Source organism: Arthrobacter sp. MYb227, assembly GCF_002975435.1.
Lineage (GTDB): Bacteria > Actinomycetota > Actinomycetes > Actinomycetales > Micrococcaceae > Paeniglutamicibacter.
On record NZ_PCPT01000001.1, the window covers coordinates 665345 to 688303 of the forward strand.

General features: G+C 55.7%; 21 protein-coding genes. 5 read left to right on the top strand and 16 right to left on the bottom strand.

Annotated elements, in window-relative coordinates:
- Positions 1 to 42 precede the first annotated feature (42 nt).
- Complete coding sequence (locus CQ018_RS03190) at positions 43 to 633, top strand: GNAT family acetyltransferase (RefSeq protein ID WP_219843986.1); 591 nt, start codon at positions 43 to 45, stop codon at positions 631 to 633.
- 763 nt (positions 634 to 1396) lie between these two features.
- Here the strand turns inward: CQ018_RS03190 and speB are convergent.
- The 5 genes from speB to CQ018_RS03220 form a co-directional block, all read right to left on the bottom strand.
- Positions 1397 to 2344, bottom strand: coding sequence for an agmatinase (gene speB / locus CQ018_RS03200; protein WP_105548489.1), 948 nt, complete (start codon positions 2342 to 2344; stop codon positions 1397 to 1399).
- 37 nt (positions 2345 to 2381) lie between these two features.
- A complete protein-coding gene (locus CQ018_RS03205) occupies positions 2382 to 3893 on the bottom strand; it encodes an aldehyde dehydrogenase family protein (protein WP_105548490.1) in 1512 nt (503 codons plus the stop codon).
- A gap of 63 nt (positions 3894 to 3956) precedes the next feature.
- Complete coding sequence (locus CQ018_RS03210) at positions 3957 to 4970, bottom strand: alcohol dehydrogenase catalytic domain-containing protein (RefSeq protein ID WP_105548491.1); 1014 nt, start codon at positions 4968 to 4970, stop codon at positions 3957 to 3959.
- Entirely contained in the window at positions 4967 to 6412 is a 1446-nt protein-coding gene (locus tag CQ018_RS03215; RefSeq protein ID WP_105548492.1) for a cytosine permease, read from the bottom strand. Before CQ018_RS03215 ends, CQ018_RS03210 begins: the two co-directional genes overlap by 4 nt.
- Before the next feature lie 54 nt (positions 6413 to 6466).
- The gene (locus CQ018_RS03220; RefSeq protein WP_105548493.1) at positions 6467 to 6664 is read right to left on the bottom strand and encodes a hypothetical protein; all 198 of its coding nucleotides are present in this window, start codon (positions 6662 to 6664) and stop codon (positions 6467 to 6469) included.
- A gap of 257 nt (positions 6665 to 6921) precedes the next feature.
- Here CQ018_RS03220 and CQ018_RS03225 point away from each other — a divergent pair, with 257 nt between their 5' ends.
- Positions 6922 to 8523, top strand: a complete 1602-nt coding sequence (locus CQ018_RS03225; RefSeq protein WP_105548494.1) for a PucR family transcriptional regulator — start codon at positions 6922 to 6924, stop codon at positions 8521 to 8523.
- 95 nt (positions 8524 to 8618) lie between these two features.
- On the opposite strand, the gene CQ018_RS03230 is transcribed toward CQ018_RS03225, so the two are convergent.
- Complete coding sequence (locus CQ018_RS03230) at positions 8619 to 9530, bottom strand: rhodanese-related sulfurtransferase (protein WP_105548495.1); 912 nt, start codon at positions 9528 to 9530, stop codon at positions 8619 to 8621.
- Positions 9531 to 9666: 136 nt separating this feature from the next.
- Between CQ018_RS03230 and CQ018_RS03235 the strand changes: the two genes are divergently transcribed.
- Positions 9667 to 10335, top strand: a complete 669-nt coding sequence (locus tag CQ018_RS03235; RefSeq protein WP_105548496.1) for a GNAT family N-acetyltransferase — start codon at positions 9667 to 9669, stop codon at positions 10333 to 10335.
- Between the two features lie 116 nt (positions 10336 to 10451).
- Positions 10452 to 12791, top strand: a complete 2340-nt coding sequence (locus CQ018_RS03240) for a DEAD/DEAH box helicase (protein WP_105548497.1) — start codon at positions 10452 to 10454, stop codon at positions 12789 to 12791.
- On the opposite strand, the gene CQ018_RS03245 is transcribed toward CQ018_RS03240, so the two are convergent.
- The 7 genes from CQ018_RS03245 to CQ018_RS03275 all read right to left on the bottom strand — a co-directional run bounded on the left by CQ018_RS03245 (position 12788) and on the right by CQ018_RS03275 (position 17617).
- On the bottom strand, positions 12788 to 13201 hold the full coding sequence (locus tag CQ018_RS03245; protein WP_105548498.1) for an Rv3654c family TadE-like protein: 414 nt from the start codon (positions 13199 to 13201) through the stop codon (positions 12788 to 12790). The two genes, CQ018_RS03240 and CQ018_RS03245, sit on opposite strands and share 4 nt — an antisense overlap.
- Positions 13198 to 13542: a TadE family type IV pilus minor pilin gene (locus CQ018_RS03250; protein ID WP_105548499.1), complete on the bottom strand. Its 345-nt coding sequence runs from the start codon at positions 13540 to 13542 to the stop codon at positions 13198 to 13200. The genes CQ018_RS03245 and CQ018_RS03250 overlap by 4 nt, the downstream gene beginning before the upstream one ends.
- A gap of 9 nt (positions 13543 to 13551) precedes the next feature.
- Positions 13552 to 13752: a DUF4244 domain-containing protein gene (locus CQ018_RS03255; RefSeq protein WP_105548500.1), complete on the bottom strand. Its 201-nt coding sequence runs from the start codon at positions 13750 to 13752 to the stop codon at positions 13552 to 13554.
- A 211-nt stretch (positions 13753 to 13963) separates the two neighbouring features.
- The gene (locus CQ018_RS03260; protein WP_105548501.1) at positions 13964 to 14500 is read right to left on the bottom strand and encodes a type II secretion system F family protein; all 537 of its coding nucleotides are present in this window, start codon (positions 14498 to 14500) and stop codon (positions 13964 to 13966) included.
- A complete protein-coding gene (locus tag CQ018_RS03265) occupies positions 14497 to 15219 on the bottom strand; it encodes a type II secretion system F family protein (protein ID WP_105548502.1) in 723 nt (240 codons plus the stop codon). The genes CQ018_RS03260 and CQ018_RS03265 overlap by 4 nt, the downstream gene beginning before the upstream one ends.
- A complete protein-coding gene (locus CQ018_RS03270) occupies positions 15213 to 16427 on the bottom strand; it encodes a TadA family conjugal transfer-associated ATPase (RefSeq protein ID WP_105548503.1) in 1215 nt (404 codons plus the stop codon). Before CQ018_RS03270 ends, CQ018_RS03265 begins: the two co-directional genes overlap by 7 nt.
- Positions 16415 to 17617, bottom strand: coding sequence for a hypothetical protein (locus tag CQ018_RS03275; RefSeq protein WP_105548504.1), 1203 nt, complete (start codon positions 17615 to 17617; stop codon positions 16415 to 16417). The genes CQ018_RS03270 and CQ018_RS03275 overlap by 13 nt, the downstream gene beginning before the upstream one ends.
- A gap of 156 nt (positions 17618 to 17773) precedes the next feature.
- Here CQ018_RS03275 and CQ018_RS03280 point away from each other — a divergent pair, with 156 nt between their 5' ends.
- On the top strand, positions 17774 to 19468 hold the full coding sequence (locus CQ018_RS03280) for a bifunctional 3'-5' exonuclease/DNA polymerase (protein WP_258142377.1): 1695 nt from the start codon (positions 17774 to 17776) through the stop codon (positions 19466 to 19468).
- A 19-nt stretch (positions 19469 to 19487) separates the two neighbouring features.
- Here CQ018_RS03280 and CQ018_RS03285 read toward each other — a convergent pair whose 3' ends face one another.
- The 3 genes from CQ018_RS03285 to CQ018_RS03295 are packed head-to-tail and all read right to left on the bottom strand — an operon-like array spanning position 19488 to position 22747.
- A complete protein-coding gene (locus tag CQ018_RS03285; protein WP_258142378.1) occupies positions 19488 to 20204 on the bottom strand; it encodes a CoA pyrophosphatase in 717 nt (238 codons plus the stop codon).
- Complete coding sequence (gene nth, locus CQ018_RS03290) at positions 20201 to 20992, bottom strand: endonuclease III (protein WP_105548505.1); 792 nt, start codon at positions 20990 to 20992, stop codon at positions 20201 to 20203. The genes CQ018_RS03285 and nth overlap by 4 nt, the downstream gene beginning before the upstream one ends.
- Positions 20993 to 22747, bottom strand: coding sequence for a hypothetical protein (locus CQ018_RS03295; RefSeq protein ID WP_146111807.1), 1755 nt, complete (start codon positions 22745 to 22747; stop codon positions 20993 to 20995). It abuts the gene before it with no gap.
- Positions 22748 to 22959: the final 212 nt, after the last annotated feature.

The window sequence follows — 22959 nt, forward strand, 5'->3', positions numbered from 1 at the left end:
GCGTGGCCAAATTCAGGCTACGAAGAAACTAGGATGGGTCTCATGATTGAGGTCACCACCACACACTTAGAACAGTTCTCCGCCCACCACTTGATCCCAGCATCTCGGCCACTGCCGGATCATGCACGCATTGATCTGGTGAAGGAGATTTCTCCGGAGTTCAGTAAGTTCCTCTATCAAGGTGTTGGCAGTGAATGGAATTGGGCGGATCGCTTGAATCTGCCGCGAGCCGAATGGGAATCGCTACTGCGTACCCCGGGCACCGAAACCCATGTGCTTTACGTCGATGGGGCTCCGGGCGGTTATGTGGAGCTAGTGGCAAGAGCCGGCACCCAGGATGCCCCCGAGCAGTCGATAACCGAGGTTGAGATCATATACTTTGGTCTTTTCCCCGACTGCATCGGTCAGGGTCTAGGTGGCATATTGCTCACCGAAGGTATTAGACGAGCATGGGATATCGATTCGCGTCATGAGGGTTTTGCGCCGGTATCCCGGGTGTGGGTTCACACCTGCTCACTCGACGGGCCCGCAGCTATTGCCAACTATGAGGCACGAGGTCTCGCCGTATTCCACACCGAGACCGAACGCTTGGTACCGGGTGATGGTCGGGCCGGAATGTGGCCCGCCAACTAGTCTCACCCCAAATAACCCCTGAAATATTAGTCAGCAACTTATATTTCAGGGGTTATTTGCCATGGTCTGCTGTATACGGAGAATTTTCCAACGGCGTTACCGGTGCTCATGGACAATGCTTACTCACATAAATTTACTGACCGCAACGCTGACCAAGCAGCCACCGCAGCACCGTGCAAACGCATCGACCAACACATCCAGGGGCTCCACCCCATGGCGCCCTGCCGGTGGCTTGTACCTAATAACTGCCCCACCTTGGCTTCGCGAGATCCCCCCCTGCCCAGCTTGATCGTCGCACCGGGTGTTGGCCTGTACTTAGTTGAAAGCACCACCCCCTTTTGTTGTGCGCGGCGCACTTTAGCCGGGCAGCATCTATCCCCCGGGGGCACCTTGGAAGCGCTCGCCGAGCTCCCTACCGGATTCACGTTGCGGCAGGCGGATTGGCCCACTCGAGCGCCTCGGTGTGCTGACGTTGAGACTGGCGCGATGTTCACCATTGTCGCGACGCTCATGGCCGCCAAGTGCATTGAGCGTTTCGCGGAGATCTCCCATGAATCACGAGCGCGATTCTCAGGTCGAATACTTCCTTTTCGGCAGCCTGTTGAGCTGAGGCATAGCAATGCTGGGCGTGGGCTAGATCAGTATTTCCTGAAAAGCCCTGCTGCCGTGCCCAACGCAAATAGCGGTGTGTGGCAATCCGTTCATGGCCACACACCGTGTTTGTGAGAACTGCGCCCTACTCGTTGAGGGGGCAGAGGCTAATTTACTTTTTGGTCAGCAGCGCCATCATTTCAAAGACCAACGTGGCTGCAGCAAGAGATGTGACATCCGCATGGTCGTAGGCAGGAGAAACCTCCACCACGTCCGCACCGACAATGTTCAGTCCCACCAGACCACGAATCAGCTGGAGCATTTCACGCGAGTACAGGCCACCAATTTCCGGCGTGCCGGTGCCCGGAGCGAAGGCCGGATCCAGCACGTCGATGTCGATCGACAGGTAGACCGGAAGGTCCCCGATGCGCTCCTTGATGCGCTCAATAGCGGCCTGGACGCCGATCTTATCGATGTCCGTACAACGGATGATCTGGAAACCAAACTCATGGTCGCGCAGGAAATCGTCCTTGTCATACACCGGACCTCGAATGCCCACATGCATGGAGCGGTCCTCGATCAGCAGGCCCTCTTCGAAGGCGCGGCGGAACATGGTGCCGTGGGTGATTTCCTCACCAAAGTAGGTGTCCCAGGTATCTAGGTGCGCGTCGAAGTGCAGCAGCGCTACCGGACCGTGAACCGCCGCGGTCGCACGGATCATCGGCAGGGCGATGGTGTGGTCCCCACCAATGGCGATCACGGTCTTGCCCTTGGCCACCAGCTTGGCAGCCTGTTCCTGGATCTGTGTCACGGCCTTGTGGTTGTCATACGGGGTGCAGGCGATGTCCCCGGCATCCACAAACTGGGCCTGAGCCACCGGAGTGGTTTCAAGTTCTACGTGGTAGCCGGGACGCAACAACCGGGACGCCTCGCGTACCGCCGAGGGTGCGAAGCGCGCCCCTGGCCTAAACGAGGTTCCACCGTCAAAGGGAACCCCAACAATTGCCACATCATAGTCCGGGACCTGGGCGATCTGTGGAAGCCGGGCAAAGGTGCCAAGTCCCGCATAGCGCGGAACTTCGGTGGCCTCGACCGGGCCGACGGGGGTGAAATTCACCATGGTGTTCTAACTCCTAAAATTCTTGGTTACCGTCCATTTAGGACAGCGTGATCCAGACGGTCTTGGTTTCGGTGACCGAATCGAGCTGTTCCGGACCTAGGTCTCGGCCGAAGCCCGAACTCTTGAAACCACCAAATGGCATGGCCGGGTCAATTGAGCTTTGCGCGTTCACGTAGACCGATCCTGCCTTGAGCACCTTGGTGAGACGGTGGACGCGGTTCAGGTTCTGCGAGTAGATGGTTGCGGCAAGCCCAAATTCGCTGTCATTGGCCAGTTCGATGGCTTCCGCCTCGGTGGAAAAACGCTGGGCGACGAGGACCGGACCAAAGATTTCTTCCTGGACGATGTGCATCGAATTGTTGCAATCCCCGAAAATCGTTGGCTCAATGAAGTACCCCGGACGATCCAGGCGGTTGCCACCGCACAAGAGCGTGGCGCCCTCATCAATGCCGATCTTGATGTAATCCATCACCGAGTTGCACTGGCTCTCGGAGACGACCGGACCGATGGTGGTTTCCGGGTCAAGACCCGATCCAATGACCCAGCTCTTGGCATTTTGCACGAGCTTTCCCATGAATTCGTCGTAGATTGAATCTTCGACGTAGAGGCGGGATCCGGCATCACAGATCTGTCCGGCGTTGAAGAAGATGCCAAAGGCCACCTCTTCCACCGCCTTGTCCAAGTCCGAGTCGGCGAAGACCAGCACCGGGGATTTACCGCCAAGTTCTAGGGTCATGCGGGTCATGTTTTCCAGTGCCGCGTGGCCCACCGATTTGCCGGTGGGGGTCGAACCGGTGAAGGTGACCTTGTCGATTCCCTGGTGTCCGGCCAAGGCCGCGCCAACGGTGGATCCCTTGCCGGTGATGATGTTCACGACGCCGCCGGGGATACCGGCCTCGGCGACCAACTCGGCGAAGCGCAGCGTGGTCAGCGAGGTGACCTCCGGTGGCTTGACCACGGTGGTGCAACCAACGGCCAGGGCCGCGCCGAGCTTCCAGGCCAGGGTCTGCAGCGGGAAGTTCCACGGCACGATGACTCCGATGACACCCACCGGTTCCTTGCGGGTGTAGGTGACGTAGTCCCCCGGTAGGCTTGCCGCTTCACCACTGCGGCCGGAGATCTTCGAGGCCCAGCCGGCAAAGTAGCGGTAGGTGTCGATGGTGCCCTGGATATCCATTTCGGCTTCGGCAAGTGGCTTGCCCACATCCAAGGATTCAAGCACGGCAAGTTCTGCGGTGTTTGCCTCGATGAGATCGGCGAGCTTGTGTAGCAGGCCTTCGCGTTCTAGGGGGGTGAACTGGCTCCAGGCTCCCCCGTCGAATTCGCGGCGTGCCGCGGCCACCGCCGCATCCAAATCCGCCACTGTTGCGCTGGCAATGTTGGAGATAACCTCGGTGGTTGATGGTTCGGTGACGGGTACCGTGGCACCGTCCGAAGCATCAACCCACGCGCCGTCAATAAACAGTTGGTGTGACCGGGACAGGAAGCTACGTACGGCGGCCGGAACCTGGTAGGTGTCAAAGTAGGTTTCAGCGATGTCGATGCTCATCGGAATTCCCTCTCGTTTAGGTAGTGAAAAAATTGTTGTTTATGTGGCGGTGTGTGGGAAGTTTTAGAACTGGACGACGAGGCGGCCTTCGGCGTCGCCTGCTTCCAAGCGCTTGAAAGCAACGTTGATGTCGCTGAAGTCCAGGGTTTCAACGTTGGACTTCACCAGTCCGTCCTTGGCAAGGGCCATGACCTGATCGCGTTCTAAGCGGGTACCGTCGGCGCTGCCAATGATGGTGATGCCCAGGTCGATCAGTTCCGCTGCCTTGAAGGTGAAGGGGTTGTTCGGCAGTGCCACCTGGATGAAGCGTGCGGTCGGGGCGGCAAGGGTGAACATGTTGCGGAAGACCTGCGGTGAAGGGGCAAAGCTGAGCAGTGCATCGGCGCCACCAAGTTCGTGGATTGCTTTTTCTGCTTCCTCACCCGGTGCGTAGGCAGCGTGGGCACCGAGGCCCTTGGCGATGTCCAGCTTCTTCGGGTCCAGGTCAATGCCAATGACCTTGGCACCGAAGAGGCGTGCGAACTGGATGGCGTACTGACCCAGACCGCCAAGGCCAAAGATCACGACAACGGAGCCTGGTTCGATATTTGCCTTGCGCACCGCGCTGTAGGCTGTCACACCGGCGCAGAGTAGTGGTGCGGCTTCCTCGGAGGAGAGTTCACCGGGGATGTGGGTGACCCACTCGGCGGGGGCAACGATGTACTGGGCGAAGCAACCATCTACGTGTACGCCGGTTGCCTGGGAATTCTGGCAGTAGGTTTCTAGGCCCTTGCGGCATTCGCGGCAGTTACCGCAGGCCGAATAGACAAAGCCAACGCCCACGCGCTCTCCGGCGGTGAGCTCTACGCCTTCACCCACGGCAACGACGGAGCCTACGCCCTCGTGACCCAGAATGGCCGGCTTGGGACGCGGAAGTTCGTCTTCACCCTTCCAGAAGTGCACATCGGTGTGGCAGACGCCGCAGCTTTGCATTTTGACGAGGACTTCGCCCTTGCCCGGCTGTGGGATTGCGGATTCACGGAGTTCCAAGGGGCCGTTATCTTCGGTGAAGTAGGCGGCAAGCATGGTTTCGGTCATGATATTTCAGCTCCTAGTGGTGCGTTTGTTTTGGGGGTTGCGTGGTAGCCACCCAGCCCGCGGGGGATAACGAAGAGGACCGAGAAGATCCAGTAAATAGCTCCGGCGACAACTGCCGCGAGCAATGATGCAGTGGTGTACCTGAAGTACGCGGTGTGTTCAAAAGTTAGTGGGTTGAAGGTGATCGTGAAGATGACGATGCCGGCAAGCGTTGCGGCCAAGGCCCCAAAGTTGAAGCCACCGGTGAAGTAGTAGATCGAAGTTTTTCCCTCGATGAAGAGGTTCTTCAAATCAACGTGCTGGCGGCGGAGCCAGTAGTAGTCAACGATCATGATGCCGGTCAATGCGCTGTAGATTGCTGCAGTCCAGACCAAGAAGGTCATGAAGCCGTCGTAGAGACCCGGGACCGCAAACATCACGATGACCGGCACGATACAGAAGCCCACCACCAGCCATTCCCAGGAGACTTTGCTGAACCACGAGCTAAACATCTGTCTAAGACCCACGATGGCCGTGTACAGAATGTTGGCCATGGAAGTGATGTTGGCAAAGGCAATGAATACCAGCACGATCACGCTGAGCCAGACGCCACCGGTTTCGGCCATCCACTGGGTTGGATCGGCGTTTCCGTACTTGATCGCGCCAATGAGTCCAACGGCTTCGCCCAGGCTTGCGGCAAAGCCAATTCCAATGAGGTTTGGCCAGAATGCCGTGCGCTCATTCTTGGTAATGCGTGAGAGGTTTCCAATGTAGGGCCACCAAGAGAAACCGGCAGCAATATTGATTTCAACCGCGATCATGAAGTTCACCGCGTCGGAGTCAAAGGGCTTGGACAGCGCTTCGAGAGCCAAGACTTCGGCAAGTGAGGAATCTGAGAGGAAGAGCCAGATCATAAAGCCCATGACAAGAATCAGTGCCGGGGCAACAATGGTGTTGAACACCTTGATCGAGGTCGGACCCTTGGCGACGATAAACGCGGTCAAAGCGATCGCCACGATGGTAATCAGGTAGATGTACCCGGCGTTAGGATCCGGCTCGGTGTCTCCAATGACGCTGATGGCCGAGTCGATAGATCGACCGAACATGGTCCCCAGCACAACCAACCAGCCTACGGTCAGCAGGATCATGGCGATGGTGTAAATTAGCCGGCTACCGTTGTGCCCGAATACGCTGCGCAGGAAGGTGTATTGTTCGGTGCCGTACTTTCCTGCGCTGATGGATACCGCGAGTCCCACCAGCAGCACACCCAGTACATTGCCTAAGACAATGGCGAGCAAGCCATTTTTTACATCAACGACAAGTGCCAGGGACCCACCGATGAGGAATCCCCAGGTGGCAATAGCTAGGGCCGCGTTGGCCCAGGTGTACTCCCAGAATCCCCAGAGCCGCTTTGATGGCGGCAAGGGAGCTCTTCCTCGTTCTGCTTCAACGGTGTAGTCCATTGGGTTTCCTATGTGATCGTTAGCGCAAATATGTGGGGTGAGTAGGTGGTTTTCTTATTGAAGGAGCAGAACTAAGGCAAAGCTCACGGCCAGTAGGATGCCCACCAACACGTATTCGCTGCGACCGAGTTGACCGGGCTGTTTAGCCAGCTCGTGGTCGGCGAAGTCACCACATACTCGATCACGTTCTGCTTCAAACTCCTGAAGGCTCATGTCAGGCCCAGCTGCAGGAACATTCTTTGGTTTCATCATTTCTTTGTCGATCCTTCGCTATTTCGTCTGATTTCTGAGAATACATTCGATGCCTAGTCAAAATTCAGGGGTGCTTCGTCTACCATCCGGCAGAGCCTTGGGAAATTAATCGAAGTGCCTAGAAGCAGTGCTAACTCGGCGAATTTCCGAGCTGTTGCTGCTCTGTAAGTCACTAACTACATACTGACCCGGGGCCTGTGAGCCACGCAACAGAAATACTGTAACCACTTGAATTTTCAGACTGTTACACTCTGTAAATGGCCCTAACAATTCGTCGTATTCTTGGCTTCGCGGCGGTTAGTAACGCACATCCTCAAGTTCTTGGCCAAGCTCAACACCTTGACTTACCCGTATTCGGCATCCATGTCACTGAATCCGCAGATCTTGCCGGATTGCTTGAAGGTGGGGAACTAATCCTCAGCTCCGGTCTGTTGCTGGATGACTCCCTGGAGACCACAAAACAGTTTTTGACCAGCCTCGCCGAGGCGGGAGCTGCGGGGGTAATTTTCTCGTTTCTGACCGACGCTCCAGCGGTCAAAAAACAGTTAGCCGTGGCGGCCGAAACCGCGTCCCTACCGGTGATTCTGCTTGACGATAGAGCCCGCTTTGTAGAAATCACCGAAACCATCTATGACCTGATCTACTCGGCTGCCCGTGGTTTGAGTGGGGTCGATGCGGTATCTAGTTTCCTAGAGTCGGCCGCCGCGGCGCATTTGAATGTGCGTGATTTATTCATCGGCATCGCTGACCTGCTAGGTGAGCCACTGATCTTCGAAGACTTCCATTCCACAGTCGTTATTCATCGTGGCCTTGGAGCCAAAAATATGCGCCGCTACCTACAGGCAGCACTACCCGGAAACACCCCGCTCTCCGGTGTCAGAATCGTGGGCGAAGCCAAGTGGCTGCTCTACCCGGTAATAGCTCAGGGGCGTCAGCTCGGACAATTGGTGACTCCCGTCGGAGCAGGAAATCTACGCGCTTCGAAGGTCATCGAAGCGATCGGAACACTCATAGGCTCCAGGCTGATTCATGGCCCCCAGGACATCTCACTGTTGAAGCAAGATTCCTTGGGGCAGCTGATCAAAGAGGCTAGATCCGTCGAAGCACCCATCGAAAAGGATCTAGTGTTGCGGGCACATATGTTGGGGGTGAAGCCTCAAAAGCAATTTGTTCCCATTGCTTTGAACAGTAAACGTCCCAAAGATTCGCCCTCGCCGGTGGCAGATAGTGAATCGTTAGTCATTGCGATTCAAAATGCGCTCCTTGAAGCACCGCATACGGCATTTGCCTACCCGCTAAACAGCGGTGAAGTAGGAATTATCTTGTGCCTACCGATCACAGTAGATCTTGATAAGGCCTTGTTGGATATTCATGAGCGATTCAAAGCCGCGTTAGGAACCCTCGGTGCAAGCAACCAGTGGACCATGGGCATTGGTACGGCGGAGCAAAACCTCACTCAAACGATGACACAAGGGCTAGACGATGCCCGGAGGGTGGCTCATTCTGCTTCATCTATGAATCATTCTTCGGCGTCCTACCACCGTGCCAGCGATCTGGGGTTCCGTTGGCTCATGCAGCAATTATTGAGTCTGGAAGAAACCCGCACCTATCTTCATGACCAGTTGGCCCCATTCTTAGACGAACCCGAGTATCTAGATTTCATCGAAATTTACTTGCAGACCAACGGTAGTATCACCGAGATGTCACGCGCCCTACACCTGAGCCGCCCGAGCGTCTATGCCCGTCTACGCCGGATCGAGAAGGTTCTTGGACATGAACTCACCGACGCCGACACCATGACTTCCCTGCATCTTGCCGTCACGCTCTACCGGCTGGGCGTCCACGACCAAGAGGAATAGCAGTTCACCTCCATTTTGTGCTGACACGCCAAAGGGGGCGGGTGACAAGGAATTCAAGTTCATTCCCGTTCACCCGCCCCCTGGCAGATAAATTCTTAGTTCGTAGCCGTTACGGCCGCCGGTTGGCAGTCCGGGCAGCGACGCAACTCATCGGTTGCCGCACAGTCGGCACAGAAGAGACGCAAGTTGCGACAGGAGAGATTTGAGCAGTTTTCAAATTTGTTGGTCGGCGCTTCACAGCAAACACATTTGCCAATGGTTACCGCATCGTCTGAAAATTCCATGTGCATACGTTTATCAAAGACGTACAAGGATCCTTCCCACAGGCCCTTATCGCCAAAGGTTTCACCGTAACGAACGATGCCGCCTTGCATCTGATAGACCTCGGTGAAGCCACGGTCGATCATCAGGGCCGAAAGCACCTCGCAGCGAATACCACCGGTGCAATAGGTAACAATCGGCTCATTTTTCATGTCGTCATACTTGCCCGATTCAAGTTCGGTGATGAAATCATGAGTGGTATCAACGTCTGGAACAATGGCGTTCTTGAACTTGCCGATCTGTGCTTCAAAGGCGTTGCGGCCATCGAAGAAGTGAACTTCTTGCCCAGCAGCCTTTTTCGCATCAATCAGCTCATGCAGGGCTTCTGGCTTCAGATGGACACCGCCGCCGGCTACACCGCTCTCATTGACCTTCAGTTCACCGGGAGCACCAAAGGAGACAATTTCGTCACGAACCTTAACGGAAATCCGGGGGAAGTCCTCGGCAGCTCCATCCGACCACTTGATATCCATCTTCTTGAAAGCTGGGTACTCACGCGTGGCCTTGACGTACTTCTTAACATCAGAGATTTCACCTCCAACGGTTCCGTTAATACCGTCCTTGGAGATGATGATTCGTCCACGAAGACCCCACCTCTCGAGGAGGGCGCGTTGCCAAAGACGGATGGCCTCTGGGTCGGCTAGCGGGGTAAAAGCGTAATACAAGACAATTCGGTTCTGCGACACGCTGTTAAGCCTATGCGCAAAAAACCGTTGAGGGCGCTAGAAGTGGCAACCATCACCGGATATCCAAGTGTTTCAACCCTGCAACAGTTCACCTAAATGCAACACTTTGGACCGAGAGACGGGGTAGGGTCGAATCATGGGATCTACTGCAAGCGATGAACTAATTGGTACTTGGGTCACCGGCTGGGCTGGTGCACGAGGTTATGAGAGCCGACATGAGGGTCGGGTCCATGCCGCGTTGCGCCACGATACTTCCGGAGACTGGGAGTACGTAATCTATGAGCCCTCCAATGAAGAATTGGTGGCTGTTGCCGAGACGCTACATAAGCATCCAAAGCGTCGTTTGACGGCATTCGCCAGTGAAACTTCCTCGCTGGTAGAGGCTGCGCGAGCTGCCGGACTCACGGTTGTCAATGCCGCAGAAGTCCTGATGGTTACGGATATGAGCGGCCACGACGTTGAGGAACCACGTCCGGCAGACGGCTTCGCATTCCAAATTGAACGCGACAATACCCACGCATATGTATCAATTCATCCCGTCGATAACCCAGATATAGTAGCCGCAAGCGGCCACGTCTCTGCGGTTGACGGCTTTGCGATCTTTGACCGAATTATTACTGCACCGGATTTCCGTCGTCGTGGGCTGGGTAGCCTCACTATGCGTGCGCTAGTGTCATTGGCACTCGAACATGATGTAGAAGAAGGGCTGCTCATTGCATCGGTTGATGGCCAGCAGCTCTACCAGTACCTAGGCTGGACTAACCTAGGCAACGTTGTGCTTTTCGAAGGTAAGCAAGAGGCCTAAAGTAACTTTTTTCACTGGTGGTGGGGATCGGTCTAAACCGGTCCCCACCATTTTGTTTCCAGCGCTCCTTCTCAGTTTCAGCGCATGGATGAGTCAATGGATGCAACAATGATGCGGTGAACTCTTATTCGGAACAGATCGCTTTGCTTGGTCATGGACCAGAGCCATCGGCGCTGCTCCATTCCCGCATCATCGAAGCTCGCGAGGCACTGACCGGAGAATGGCCGGATTGGGTGCACCCAACGGTACGTGAAGCATTTGAACGCACCGGAATTCAAAGCCCCTACCTACACCAGATCCAGGCAGCCGAACTAGCCATCAGTGGTCAAAACCTGATCATTGCCACGGGCACCGCATCGGGAAAGTCGTTGGCGTACCAACTTCCTGCACTCAACGCCATCCACACTAGCTCGCTGGAAAACCCGGCAAGCCTCACCCCACAAGACGCAACGGTGTTATATCTAGCACCGACCAAGGCCCTGGCCGCTGACCAACTTGCGGCTATTACCGGATTCGGAATTCCAAGCGTGCGCGCGGCAAGCTATGACGGTGACACCGAAATATCGAGCCGGCGCTGGATCCGCGACCACGCAAACTTTATTCTTTCGAACCCAGACATGCTCCATTTTGGACTCCTACCAAACCACACATGGTGGGCACGAGTATTACGCCGCGTACGTTTTGTCATCATTGATGAGGCCCACTCATATCGTGGAGTATTTGGCTCAAACATCGCCAATCTCCTACGCCGACTGCGGCGAATCTGCGAACACTATGGAGCCAACCCGGTGTTCATTGGTGCCTCGGCCACCAGCGCAGACTCAGCTGTTTCCTTTTCCAAGCTCATCGGAGCACCGGCCCAGGAAGTAACTCATGATTTTTCACCCAAGGGTGCACTAACTATTGCCTTATGGGAACCACCGCTTACCGAGGCACGCGGCGAAAATGGAGCACCAATTCGCCGCACGGTAGTGGCAGAGACGTCAAACCTCTTGGCAAACCTCGTGTGTTCACACATCCGCACCCTTGCATTCATTAAATCCAGGCGCGGCGCCGAAACTATTGCAACAATCACCCGCAGCATGGTCGATCAGGTGCACCCCTCATTACCCGAGCGAGTTGCGGCATACCGTTCCGGGTATCTGCCGGCGGAGCGTCGAGAGTTAGAAAAACAATTACGCGATGGAACATTACTAGGTGTTGCCTCAACATCGGCCCTTGAACTGGGCATCGACGTTGCAGGGCTGGACGCGGTACTTGTTGCAGGTTGGCCCGGCACCCGGGCATCGTTCTTCCAACAGATCGGCCGTGCCGGACGCGCAGGGCAAGACTCCCTTGCCGTCTTGGTTGCCAGCGATGATCCCTTAGACACTTACCTGGTCAATCATCCCGAGGCCATCTTTGAGTCGGGCGTTGAGGCAACGGTTTTCGATCCCGAAAACCCCTATGTACTCTCCGGGCATCTATGTGCCGCTGCCGAAGAATTACCGCTACGGCCAGAAGATCTTCCCTCGTTCGGCCCCAGTGCCGCAGCACTTCTTGATTCCTTGGTAGAACGTGGCTTCTTGCGCCGACGCCCAGCTGGCTGGTTCTGGACTCATCCACAGCATGCTGCGTCAATGGTCAATCTGCGAGCCGACGGCGGTGGGCCAGTAAGCATTATCGAATCCGAGACGGGGGCACTTTTAGGCACCATGGATTCCCCACAAACCCACTATCAAGCACATACCGGAGCCATCTACGTGCATCAGGGAACAAACTATGTGGTTGATGAACTCAACGAAACAGATCACTGTGTCTTGGTCACCCGAGCCAACCCAGATTTCTACACCCAAGCCCGCGATATCACAACTGTTGAGGTCAAGGACGTTGAACGATCCGTGAATTGGGGCCCCATCACCGCCCATTATGGAGATGTCGTGGTGACAACTCAGGTGGTGTCGTTCCAGCGTAAATCTGTGATGAGCAACGAGATTCTCAGCGAAGAACCCTTGGAACTTGAGGCACGCGATCTACACACGAAATCTGTGTGGTTCACCATTCCCGAAAAACGCTTGGTAGCCGCGGGGATTAGCCCCGAAGAATTTCCCGGTTCCCTGCATGCTGCCGAACATGCCGCAATTGGCTTGCTTCCCCTGGTTGCCTCAAGCGATAGGTGGGATATCGGTGGGGTGTCCACGGCTCTGCACATGGATACCTCAATGCCCACCATCTTTGTCTATGACGGGCACCCCGGCGGTGCGGGGTTTGTTGAGCGCGGTTATGAGAAGGCTATTACGTGGTTGGGTGCCACCCGGGATGCGATAGCCGCTTGCGAATGTGCCAGCGGCTGTCCTTCCTGCGTTCAGTCCCCCAAATGCGGAAATAAGAACAACCCCTTAGATAAATATGGAGCAATACGTCTGCTCTCGGCAGTTCTCACCGAGGCGGCACGGGCCACGGAAACTCGTCCCTAGGGCAAGGTTAGCCACGGTTGTGGTGGTGGCCCCGCGCGTGCGGTCCCCGTGGCAACACTCAAGGGCGGCAACCAGCCAACTATTGATACCGGGACCTTGACCGAGATCTGCACAATTTCCCCGTTTGCTCCCATGCGGCTGCACTGCGTGAGTATTGCTTCATTGCTATGCGCTGAACTTGTTGCCACCGAACAGGGCTCCCCAGGGATCAGAAAACGCGCAGCATCGGCACCTGCGAGCGCTGCTAGGTCTGCCGCCGATGCGGCCTTGGTTGCGGCGTTACTTGCCGCGGTCAGCATCAGCACCGTGACTAGCGCAAAAAACCCCAGACAGATAACTGCAAGCATCAGTACCGTGCCATTGCCTGCTTGAGCCCCTTTGGAATTTTGGGCTTTGTAGAGTTCCTTCATTTGCTGAGTTCTTTGCGTGCTGAGGCTTTGGCTGATAGGACGATATCCCCTACGAGTGGGATTTTAATGATTGCGGAGACTGAAACCTTTGCGTAGCGCGCACCCGAGTTCAGGGTGACGGCTACGTTGTTCCCGCCGATTCGTTTGGCGGTGGCCATCGCGTCTCCCGTGTTGGTTCCGCGGGCTAGTTCGCGGGCCGAGGCGCTTGCTGCTTGTTGGATGCGTATTTGTTCTCCGCCAACGGCTCCGGCGGAGACCACAAGCGTGAGCAGTAGCGCCACGGCGGGTAGTAGCACTGCGGTTTCTGCAGTGCTACTACCTGATTCGTACGGCCGTTGCATTTTTGGTCCTTAGAAGGACAGAGCCTGACGAATCAGAGCCATGAGCATGCCGCGCACATCCCCGCTGGAGAGGATGCTGACTAGTAGACCAGCGAATGCGACGGCCGCCAAGGTGACAATGGCGAACTCTGCGGTGGTGCTTCCTTCCTCATCTCCGAGAATGTCCACATCAATGTGTCCTGGCATCTTCAGTTCGGCGTCGTGTTCCATGTGCCAAACCGCCTTTCTGTGTAGTTTCAGTTCTGACGTTGATGGTTCTCTGCGAGCCGAAGCAACTTCTATTTTTTGGCAATACATCTGGTTATGGCTCGCACTTGAGTATGCGGCAGTACCGAGGTCGCAGATTCTTGGAGCTCGATAGCTGTGGATTCCAGTTGCTAGGTGGGTGCGTCTTCGTACCTGTGTGGGGAAGAACCCCACCCTAAAAATCCGGCAGCAAGGAAATGACAATGGGGATGATCCCCAGGCAAACGAATGCGGGTAAAGCACAAAGTCCCAGGGGGATGACTAGTTTGATCCCGAATTCTGAGCCCCTTGCTTCTGCTTGCCGCAGCCCGCGGGTGCGTTCGGTCTGGGCCGCCGAACGAAGAAGTTTAGCTGCGGGGGCCCCACTCATTTGAGTGAAGCGTAGGGATGGCTCGAGTGCTTGGATGTTTGGGGGCAGCTGGGCCCAGGCACGTTCCCAACTAACGTTGAGTTCAAGGGCACGGGCAACCTTCGTCAGTGGTTTATACCCCGGGACATGTTCACCGATGACTTCCAAAACGGAACGTACTGGGAGCCCAGTTTCAAGCAGAGTTGCGCACATTTCAAGAACCAGTGGCAGCGGTTCCAAATGTTCTACAGTGCCACCTCCGGATAGTTCTTGGCTTGGTGCCACCGCTCGGCTTGGGCTAGGTGAGCCCCACAGCCAGATCGCAAGTCCTGCCAAAATTCCTGCCAACAGGTAGAAGATCATGCCGAGGCCAGTCTCATGATCTTGCTAAGCATGTTCTTGCACCACCACCGGTTGGTCGCCCACAACACGATTCCGCTGATCATTGCGATCCTTCCCAACGGGTGAGTCAGCAATACAGTGAACGGTTCAATGCCCAAAAGCTGCCCCAGCCCCAGCCCGATCATTGGCAAGATCGTCAAAAGCTTACTTGTGGCACGTGGACCGGCGAGCGCAGCATCTAGTGCCCTGCGCATATCTGCGGAGCTTTCAAGGTCTGTAGCAAGATGGTCAAGCAACTGCGCCAGTGCTGCTCCAGAGCGTTCGGAGATCGCAAAGCACCATGCAAGCCTGTTCCACAGCTTTGCGGCTAGTTTGTTATGTGCAGCATGTGCGATTAGTCCCTCTTGGATGGTTCCGCCGGTTCGGACCTGGGTCAGGGTCCTAAGACATGCGGTATGAATGTCCTTTCCTACCTGTCCTGGTGCTTGGTCCCAGACTTTTTCTAGGATTTCAAAGGAAGTGGTGTTTGAACTTCCGGCGCTCAGTAACGAGGAAAGTTGTCGGATCACCTTTGCATAGTCTTCGGTTTCGGAGGCAATATCCTTAGTCGATCGTTGAAAGATGCGGCCGAATCTGCCGGTGAGGAATCCTTGTGCTGGGGTTCTCGGTGGGTTTGTTGGATGCATGAGCACCCATATGAATAGGCCGCCGAGAAATACTGCGAAAATGATCATCACCATGGGCTTGTTTTTCCTCCCACCTCAAGACGTTCTCGAAACCAGTCAAGAGCCACTGATTCTTGGGTTTCTCTTCCATGTTCCTTGATCAGATGTACTTCAAGATTTCCGGCGTTGCTTAGTTCTAGGTGCCCTAGTTGAATGGGGCCGCGAACTCCGGTGTGAGGGTCGCGGGCAACATGAATGAGTAGATCTAGTGCACTTGCGGCTTGGAGGGCGGTAGCTTGTGGTGTCATCTTGGCTAGGGAACCCATGGCGATCAGCCTGGCTGGGACGGATTGGACGCTATTGGCGTGGATGGTTCCTGCTGCACCTTCGTGTCCGGTGTTCATTGCCCCTAGGAAATCTCCGATTTCTGCTCCCCGGCATTCACCGACCACTAACCGATCGGGGCGCATCCTCAATGATTGGCGGACCAGGTCGCTGAGCCCAATTTCTCCGACTCCTTCCACATTTCGTCCTCGAGTTTGAAGCGATATGAGGTGTGGATGTTGAGGGATAAGTTCTGCTGAGTCTTCAACAACGATGATGCGTTCATCCGTAGGTACCTGAGTGAGCATCGCAGAAAGTAACGTTGTCTTCCCCGCCCCGGTTCCACCGCTGATCAAAATATTCATCCGAGCCATAACTATTGCTTCAAGTGCTTGGAGCCAGTCGCTGTGTTGGGGATCCAGCAGAGAATTCAGCCCTAGGGATTGTTGATGCTTTACACGTATCGAGATGAGAGTTCCGCCGGTAGCAATCGGTGGAAGTACTGCATGAACTCTGTATCTTCCTAGGCTCAAATCGACGAACGGTTGTGAATCGTCTAATCGCCTGCCCACCCCCGCAGCGAAGCGTACTGCAAGCGCCCGAACAGCTGCAGGATCACTGAATCCAGCCCCCGTGAGACGTAGCCCTTGGGCATCATCAATCCAAATTTGTCCCCGGGCATCTACTAGGACATCAGTAACCCCAGGTCTCCTAGCAAATTCCTCAAGAACTCCCAGTCCGTGAATGTCGTGACTGAGGTTTTGTACCATTTCTGCGCTGCTTTGCGCACCCATCACGTTTCCACTGGCACGCACGGCAGAAGCTAGGTCCACGTCGCTGAGCTCACCGTTATTGTTGAGGGCTTTGAGGCGAATTTGTTCGAGGAGCTCGGGATTGGTTTGGTTTTTGTTGTCCCGAAATTCCGGTTCCCATCGACGCCTGCCGCTCAGGCCGCCCATGATGATTCACCCCGCGTTCCTCGTTGAATCGAGGCAACCCGACGGCGTAAAGAGCCTCGGGCCAAGACACTCATGAGGCGTCCTTCTGCTGCGCTGCGCTCGATGCTTTTCAGGTACGGAAGGTACCCGCCAAGATCCATCGAATGTTTGGCGGCTAAGCCCCGTGTATCGATACCCGATCTGAGTTTTCCGGTGAAGACTATTGACCAGCTGGCGTCCGGAAGTCTGCCAAGGCTATTGGCTAGGGCAGAACGTACCGGCATGACAAGAAGCTGGTCATTACAAAGAGTCAGTAGTCCCGGTGGTACCCCATGGATTCTTCCCGCGTCGATAACGATGTGTTGGTAGATGCGCCGTGCTGCCGTGAGCACACCCAGCAGAAGGGCCTCGCTGGGGGTATAAGAGCCAGGTTCGCGTACCCAGGAAAGCACAGCACTGCCCTGGGCCAGTGGCAAGATCTCTGCAAGCTGTCCCGGTGCCAAGGCTCCGCGGCTTTGTTGCAGGTCTTCCCACCCAATGCCATCTGGTTCCTTGCTGCGCAGCATCTGCCAAAGTCCCGTTGAGTGTTGATCGGCGTCAACCAGAAGTGTGCGTTCTCCCTCAAGTACGTGGTTTGCTGCAAGCAGCGCGGCCAGGGAGCTGGTTCCGGCTCCCCCACAGGCACCGGCAACCAATGTCACTTGTGCCGCTCCGACCTGTAATCCCAGTGCGCCTAGATACTCCCCCAGCCAGGGCGCACCATGTGGCAGTATGGCGACTCGTGCACCGGGTGTTGCAGCGGCGGCCCTCCACAAAATATCTTGATTTTCACTGTTTCCGGTGAGCACCACTTTATGTCCCAAAAAGGTTCCGGAAATCTCACCTACACAGTCAGACCCCACCAATACCACAGCGTTTGTCGAGGAGTGTGGCGCGCTGAGCTTAGTGCATTGTTGTAATTCAATACCAGCGCCCACCGCGATCATTGCCACAGTTTGGGCCAGTTGGCTATCGCGAGTGAAAAGTATTGCGCGCGCCGTAGCGTATTCAGGTTCTGGGACACCGATCCGTGCGAGCTCATGTGTAGGTTCCGGCCTTTGCCCTGGAACTTGCATGTACGCAAGTCCGGTGCTGAGGGCAGGGAATTGTGTAGTGTTTGCGCGGGTTCGATCTCGCGGAGCACCTGCAATGAATCGTTGTTCTGAATCCATGTGTTCAAGAATGATCCACCGGTGTTTGTTCACGTACCGTGTAGGTGCCCGGTTGTGTGGGAGTACTTAGGTGAACGTTCTTGTGTGGGGAAGTCGTGGCAGATGCCAAGTTGTGGTTGGGTACTGCGAGAATGAAGCGTGCAACAATTCGCGATAGTGGCCACCCATGCCGTCTCCCAGCCCGAGCAAGAAGCCGGTGCAGCATCAGCTGTAATTCAGCTCATCGATGCTCATGGCAAGGAACTGATGCCGCTGGTGCAGATCTACGGCAATGATCTGCCACGGGTGGTTAGCGAATTGGAAGCTCATTCCCCACGATGGGTTTTTGATTCGATCCATGAGTGGTATCCAAGGATTTTGGCTGCCGGGCATACCATCAACAAGGCACACGACTTGGGCCTTACAGATAATATTCTACGAAACTCCCCCTACTCCTTACCCGGTGATTACCTCACCGTTCTGCGTAGCCAACCAGATCCTGCAACGCTGGCTCCTGCCCATTTGTTGCCTCCGGCACGAGTATCGGAAGATCAGGGAGAACTCTTCTCCGAGCCCAAGGATGATTCCGGTGCTTTGGAGAACCTACGGACGAGGTTTTTGGCACAGCGCGCCATTGTGGGTACAGATGAGCGCGGTAAACGTTTGGGATTACTGATTGCCGCGGAATCGGCGGGTGCCTTGATCGGTGCGGAAATGACACATGAAGGTGTTCCCTGGGATGTGGCTGTGCATCAACAGTTGCTCATCGATGCCCTTGGACCGCGAGTACCAGCCGGGGTTCGGCCCCCTCATATGGAGAACCTTGCCACACAGCTCCGTGAAATTCTTCGTGCCCCGGCTCTGAACCCTGATTCACCACAAGAACTTTTGCGTGCCATGAATCAAGCGGGGATTACCATCACCAATACCCGAGCCTGGGAACTTACCGAAATAAAGCATCCGGTCATTGAGCCATTGCTCGCCTATAAGAAAATTGCACGGCTTGCCAGCGCTAATGGATATGCGTGGTTGGACCGTTGGGTCAATCAAGGGCGTTTTCAACCCGAATACGTGGTTGGTGGGGTGATTACCGGGCGGTGGGCCTCACGCGGTGGTGGTGCACTACAGATTCCACATCAAGTACGTTCGGCCGTGCGTGCCGATCATGGCAAAGTCTTGGTGGTGGCAGATGCTGCCCAGTTAGAGCCTCGTGTCCTTGCCGCGCTCTCACGCGATACTGCGTTGGCCGGTGCCGCACGCGGCAAAGACCTCTATCAGGGCATTGCGGATGCAGGTTTTGGTGGCGATCGAGCGCACGCCAAGCTTGCCATGCTCGGAGCCATGTATGGGGCAACCACAGGAGAGTCGGGCAGACTCATGCCCAAGCTCAAATCTACTTACCCGCGCGCCGTGGGCCTTGTTGAATGGGCCGCCCAGCAAGGTGAAACGGGAGCCTCCGTCGCTTCTTTCCTGGGCCGTGGGTCGGGGGCAGCATCAGAGGAATGGATGCGAGTCCAAAAACGTGCTGACTCGGAGGAAGCTTCACGGCGGGCCCAATCCGAGGCACGCAGCCGTGGGAGGTTCACCAGAAACTTTATTGTTCAATCCACAGCGGCCGAGTGGGCATTGTGCTGGATGGGCGAGCTACGTAGGCGATTACGGCTTGGTGCGGCCGAAGGGATCGACCTAGGGCAGCTGGTATTCTTCTTGCACGATGAAATCATGCTGCATGTCCCCGCCGCACAGGCAGAACGCGTTGTTCAATTAGTTCACGAATCGGCTCATGCAGCAGCCCTACTGCTCTTTGGCACGATCCCCGTAGATTTCCCGGTCACGGCTGTGATCGTACAGTCATATGATCAGGCCAAATAGGTAACCACGGAACCTACCTTTAGGAAGACTTCCCGTGGAGTACTTCAATGGGAACTTCGCGGGTTTCATCCCACGGCAGCGTCCAGCCCAGATCATTGAACATCCGGTCGAGCACAATGGCAGTAAACCCCCAGATGAACCCGCCTTCCACATCAAAGGCTGGTGCGCTGAACACCGAATCCTCGCGTTGAACCACCGAGTTCACCCGGTTGGCGGGATCTAAAAGGTCTGCCACAGGGGCACGGAATACCGTTGCAGATTCGGCCGGGTCAACAACGAAAACATCCGATGGGGCATGCCACCAACCGATTACCGGGGTCACAATAAAGTTAGTGACAGGAAGTTCGGCATCCGGTAGCACCCCCAGAATCTCAACACCGGATGGATCAAGACCAGTTTCTTCCTGGGCCTCACGGATCGCCGCGGCAATCGCATCGGCGTCTTCGGGATCTACCTTCCCGCCGGGGAAAGCAACCTGGCCCGCGTGTTTACGCAGGGTGTCGGCACGGGTCACAAAGAGCACATCAAGGTCTTCATGTACCGAAGAAACAGCGCTTGAAGCCGGAACGTCGTCAAGGCGCCCAAAAAGAATCAAGACAGCTGCATGCCGTGCCTTGTGCGGATCTAGATCATTGAAAACCCACGTCTCTGGCATCTTTGTAGCATCTTCGGGACCGGTTCCCACCAGATGTGACTGACGATTCACCATCGCCAAAAGTTCTTCGCGTACGCTCAAGCTTCTAATCCATATCCTTGGACCCGCAGCTCCCTACGGGTGGCACCTTGACGCATCTTATCCAATAATTCTTCGCGTCCCGGAGCTAACTCATATTTCAAAAGCTTTTTGGCTTTGATCTCATCTGTCTCCCCCTCGCCGTAAGCGGGGCACAAGGTGGTCAGTGGGCACGCACCGCAGGCTGGTTTGCGGGCTAAACAGATGCGTCTGCCATGAAATACCACGCGGTGGCTGAGCATCGCCCAGTCCCGCTTTTCGAAAAGCGAGCCGACCTCATGCTCGATCTTTACCGGATCGGTTTCCTCGGTCCAGCCAAAACGACGAGCCAAGCGAATGAAGTGCGTATCAACGGTGATTCCCGGAACACCAAAGGCATTGCCAAGCACCACGTTGGCTGTCTTGCGTCCCACCCCCGGTAGGGTTATCAGCTCTTCAAGCTTCTGCGGCACTACCCCGTCATACTCATCAACAATCCTGGTGGATAATCCCATCAAAGAGTTGGCTTTAGCTCTGAAGAATCCCGTGGAACGAATGAGTTCTTGGAGTTCTTCGGGCTGTGCTTGGCTCATGGCCAAGGCATCGGGGTAGCGTGCAAAGAGTGCCGGGGTAATTGCATTGACCCGAACATCAGTTGTTTGAGCCGAAAGCACCGTGGCAACCAATAGTTCAAAGGCATTTGTAAAATCCAGCTCGGCTACGGCATAGGGATAAGTTTCGGCCAAGACACGGTTGATCTTACGGGCTCGGCGTTTGGTTCCAAGTTCCGTCTCATCGGGTTTGATTGGCATTTAGTTCTCCGGGAACTGCAAGTTATCAAGGTCCCGCAATACTGCCTGGCGTCCCCCATCCAGGCTGATCAGGTAGTCACCACCGCGATCTTCGAGGCAGAGAATCCACACACCCGGCTGCAAGGTGGTGAGCTTTGATCCATTGCGCGGGTCAAAGACCTCGCGCGACTGGTTCAAAGCAAACCAAAAACTCTTTGACGCCGCATCCTCAGCGACAAGATCTGCGCGCGCCCCAAATGTTGATTCCGTTGTCTCGGACTGTGATGCTGCCGCAGCCATTTGCGCGTCGATCTCTGTACGGGAGAGCGCCGCAGTCGCATTAGGCGTCAAACGTGCGGCGGGGATTGCCGCTGTTGCATCGGTTGGGGCCGGCGTCTGGGAAGCCACGTTCGGTGCTGGCTTCTTCTCATCGGCCACCGGTTCGGACACCACGGGGCTCAGACCGGTTCCGGCAATACTGTTTTCCGGCTTTTCCACATTATCCTGTCCCAAGGTGGCCTCGGGGAATTCGCTCTTCGCCGAGTCATTTGAGACGGGTTTGGTGGAAGCCGAGCCCTGTATCTTCGGCTCATTGGTAGATTCCGTAGCCTTAGCTGTTTCGGTGTTGCTGTTGGTCTCGGAAAGAACAGCAGCTGCAGCGACTAGGCCCGGTACTTCTTCCTGATCCGTGGCCGCTGGGGTAGGACTCAAAGCGCTAGTATCAACGCTTCGGTCCGCCGTTGGACTCTTGTCTGAACTTTTCTCAGGGCTTTTTACTGATGCTTCGGTTTTATCTACTTCCGGCTCAACCACTGAAGTCCCAACACCTGAAGTGTTGGATAACGCAGCGTTATCGGTGGTCGATACTGCTGCATCCTCGGTGTTGTTGGCCTTGGAATCGTTGTTTTCTTCGATGTCTGCGACTGTTTCCGGGCTTGGTGAAATCTCGGCGGCCGTTGATTCGGTTTCGGCCTTCTTCTCTTCCTCGTCACTGGCAAACTTTTCGAGGTTTTCGGCCTGCTTATGTGCTTCAAGGTTTGAATCCGCCGCGGACTTCTGGGACGCAGGGTCTACGACGTCAGCTATTTCATCAATGGTGCCAACAGCAACTACCGCTTCCTTCGATCCGGGTGCTACTGGGGTGCCCAGCGCTGTCTCTGTTCGTGGGGTCTGCGGTATCGGGCGCGGGCCATCGTCGGTTTGACGCGCACCGAAAACCTCGTTGGCATCCCCCACCGAGGCAGTAGCGGTGCTGCTCGTGGCAGCAGAACCCGCCACCGGGTACACATCCTCGGTAATGACCGAGGGATCTCCTGGAAGAAAATCGCGGCGCATGAACCCAAAGTAACGGGCAAGGGTGGTACCAAAGATCATGGCAACCGAACCCAACAGTCCTAGCAGGTAGGCCGGGGACATGGTTGCAGCGTAGGAGTTGAAGAAGAAAGCACCGGAAATTAGGGCCGCAATGGAACCAAATTGGTCAAGACTCAAAGAACCAACACGTACGCGGCTTCGCCCGGTCAAACGGCGCCAGGCGAAGCCGGCACCCACGCCAAGGGGCAAGAGCAGTGAAACAAGTAGCTGGAAGGGCAGACCGGGGAAAATCCACATATTCACGTTTGCCGTCTTGGTCCACGGAATGGGGATCATGGAACCCACCAAAATCAAGATCGCACCGGCAATAACTATTGCATCGCGCAGGGTCAGCGGCCCCACCAAGGCCTGGAGCTCGGTGGCAGTTTTACCGCCTTGAGTTTCAACGTTCACTTGTTCCATGAGGGGAACCCCGCTTCTGCTACTCGTCGCTGCACATTCAAGCAATCATCTAAGGACCACCGGTAGCGTGTTGAACCAACAACACAACCGATGAATCAAATTCTCTTCTTATAGCCTATCTGCGTGTACAGCCTAGATAGCTCGTTGATGCCGCTTATGCGGTGGTGGTGTCGTAATCAGCCAACATTCAGCGGAAGCTTCCGGCTTTGTAG

Coding starts and splice junctions, on each gene's coding strand:
- CQ018_RS03190 (WP_219843986.1), top strand. CDS start 43: ATGATTGAGGTCACCACCACACACTTAGAACAGTTCTCCGCCCACCAC.
- speB (WP_105548489.1), bottom strand. CDS start 2,344: ATGGTGAATTTCACCCCCGTCGGCCCGGTCGAGGCCACCGAAGTTCCG.
- CQ018_RS03205 (WP_105548490.1), bottom strand. CDS start 3,893: ATGAGCATCGACATCGCTGAAACCTACTTTGACACCTACCAGGTTCCG.
- CQ018_RS03210 (WP_105548491.1), bottom strand. CDS start 4,970: ATGACCGAAACCATGCTTGCCGCCTACTTCACCGAAGATAACGGCCCC.
- CQ018_RS03215 (WP_105548492.1), bottom strand. CDS start 6,412: ATGGACTACACCGTTGAAGCAGAACGAGGAAGAGCTCCCTTGCCGCCA.
- CQ018_RS03220 (WP_105548493.1), bottom strand. CDS start 6,664: ATGATGAAACCAAAGAATGTTCCTGCAGCTGGGCCTGACATGAGCCTT.
- CQ018_RS03225 (WP_105548494.1), top strand. CDS start 6,922: ATGGCCCTAACAATTCGTCGTATTCTTGGCTTCGCGGCGGTTAGTAAC.
- CQ018_RS03235 (WP_105548496.1), top strand. CDS start 9,667: ATGGGATCTACTGCAAGCGATGAACTAATTGGTACTTGGGTCACCGGC.
- CQ018_RS03245 (WP_105548498.1), bottom strand. CDS start 13,201: ATGAAGGAACTCTACAAAGCCCAAAATTCCAAAGGGGCTCAAGCAGGC.
- CQ018_RS03250 (WP_105548499.1), bottom strand. CDS start 13,542: ATGCAACGGCCGTACGAATCAGGTAGTAGCACTGCAGAAACCGCAGTG.
- CQ018_RS03255 (WP_105548500.1), bottom strand. CDS start 13,752: ATGGAACACGACGCCGAACTGAAGATGCCAGGACACATTGATGTGGAC.
- CQ018_RS03260 (WP_105548501.1), bottom strand. CDS start 14,500: ATGATCTTCTACCTGTTGGCAGGAATTTTGGCAGGACTTGCGATCTGG.
- CQ018_RS03265 (WP_105548502.1), bottom strand. CDS start 15,219: ATGGTGATGATCATTTTCGCAGTATTTCTCGGCGGCCTATTCATATGG.
- CQ018_RS03270 (WP_105548503.1), bottom strand. CDS start 16,427: ATGGGCGGCCTGAGCGGCAGGCGTCGATGGGAACCGGAATTTCGGGAC.
- CQ018_RS03275 (WP_105548504.1), bottom strand. CDS start 17,617: ATGGATTCAGAACAACGATTCATTGCAGGTGCTCCGCGAGATCGAACC.
- nth (WP_105548505.1), bottom strand. CDS start 20,992: ATGCCAATCAAACCCGATGAGACGGAACTTGGAACCAAACGCCGAGCC.
- CQ018_RS03295 (WP_146111807.1), bottom strand. CDS start 22,747: ATGGAACAAGTGAACGTTGAAACTCAAGGCGGTAAAACTGCCACCGAG.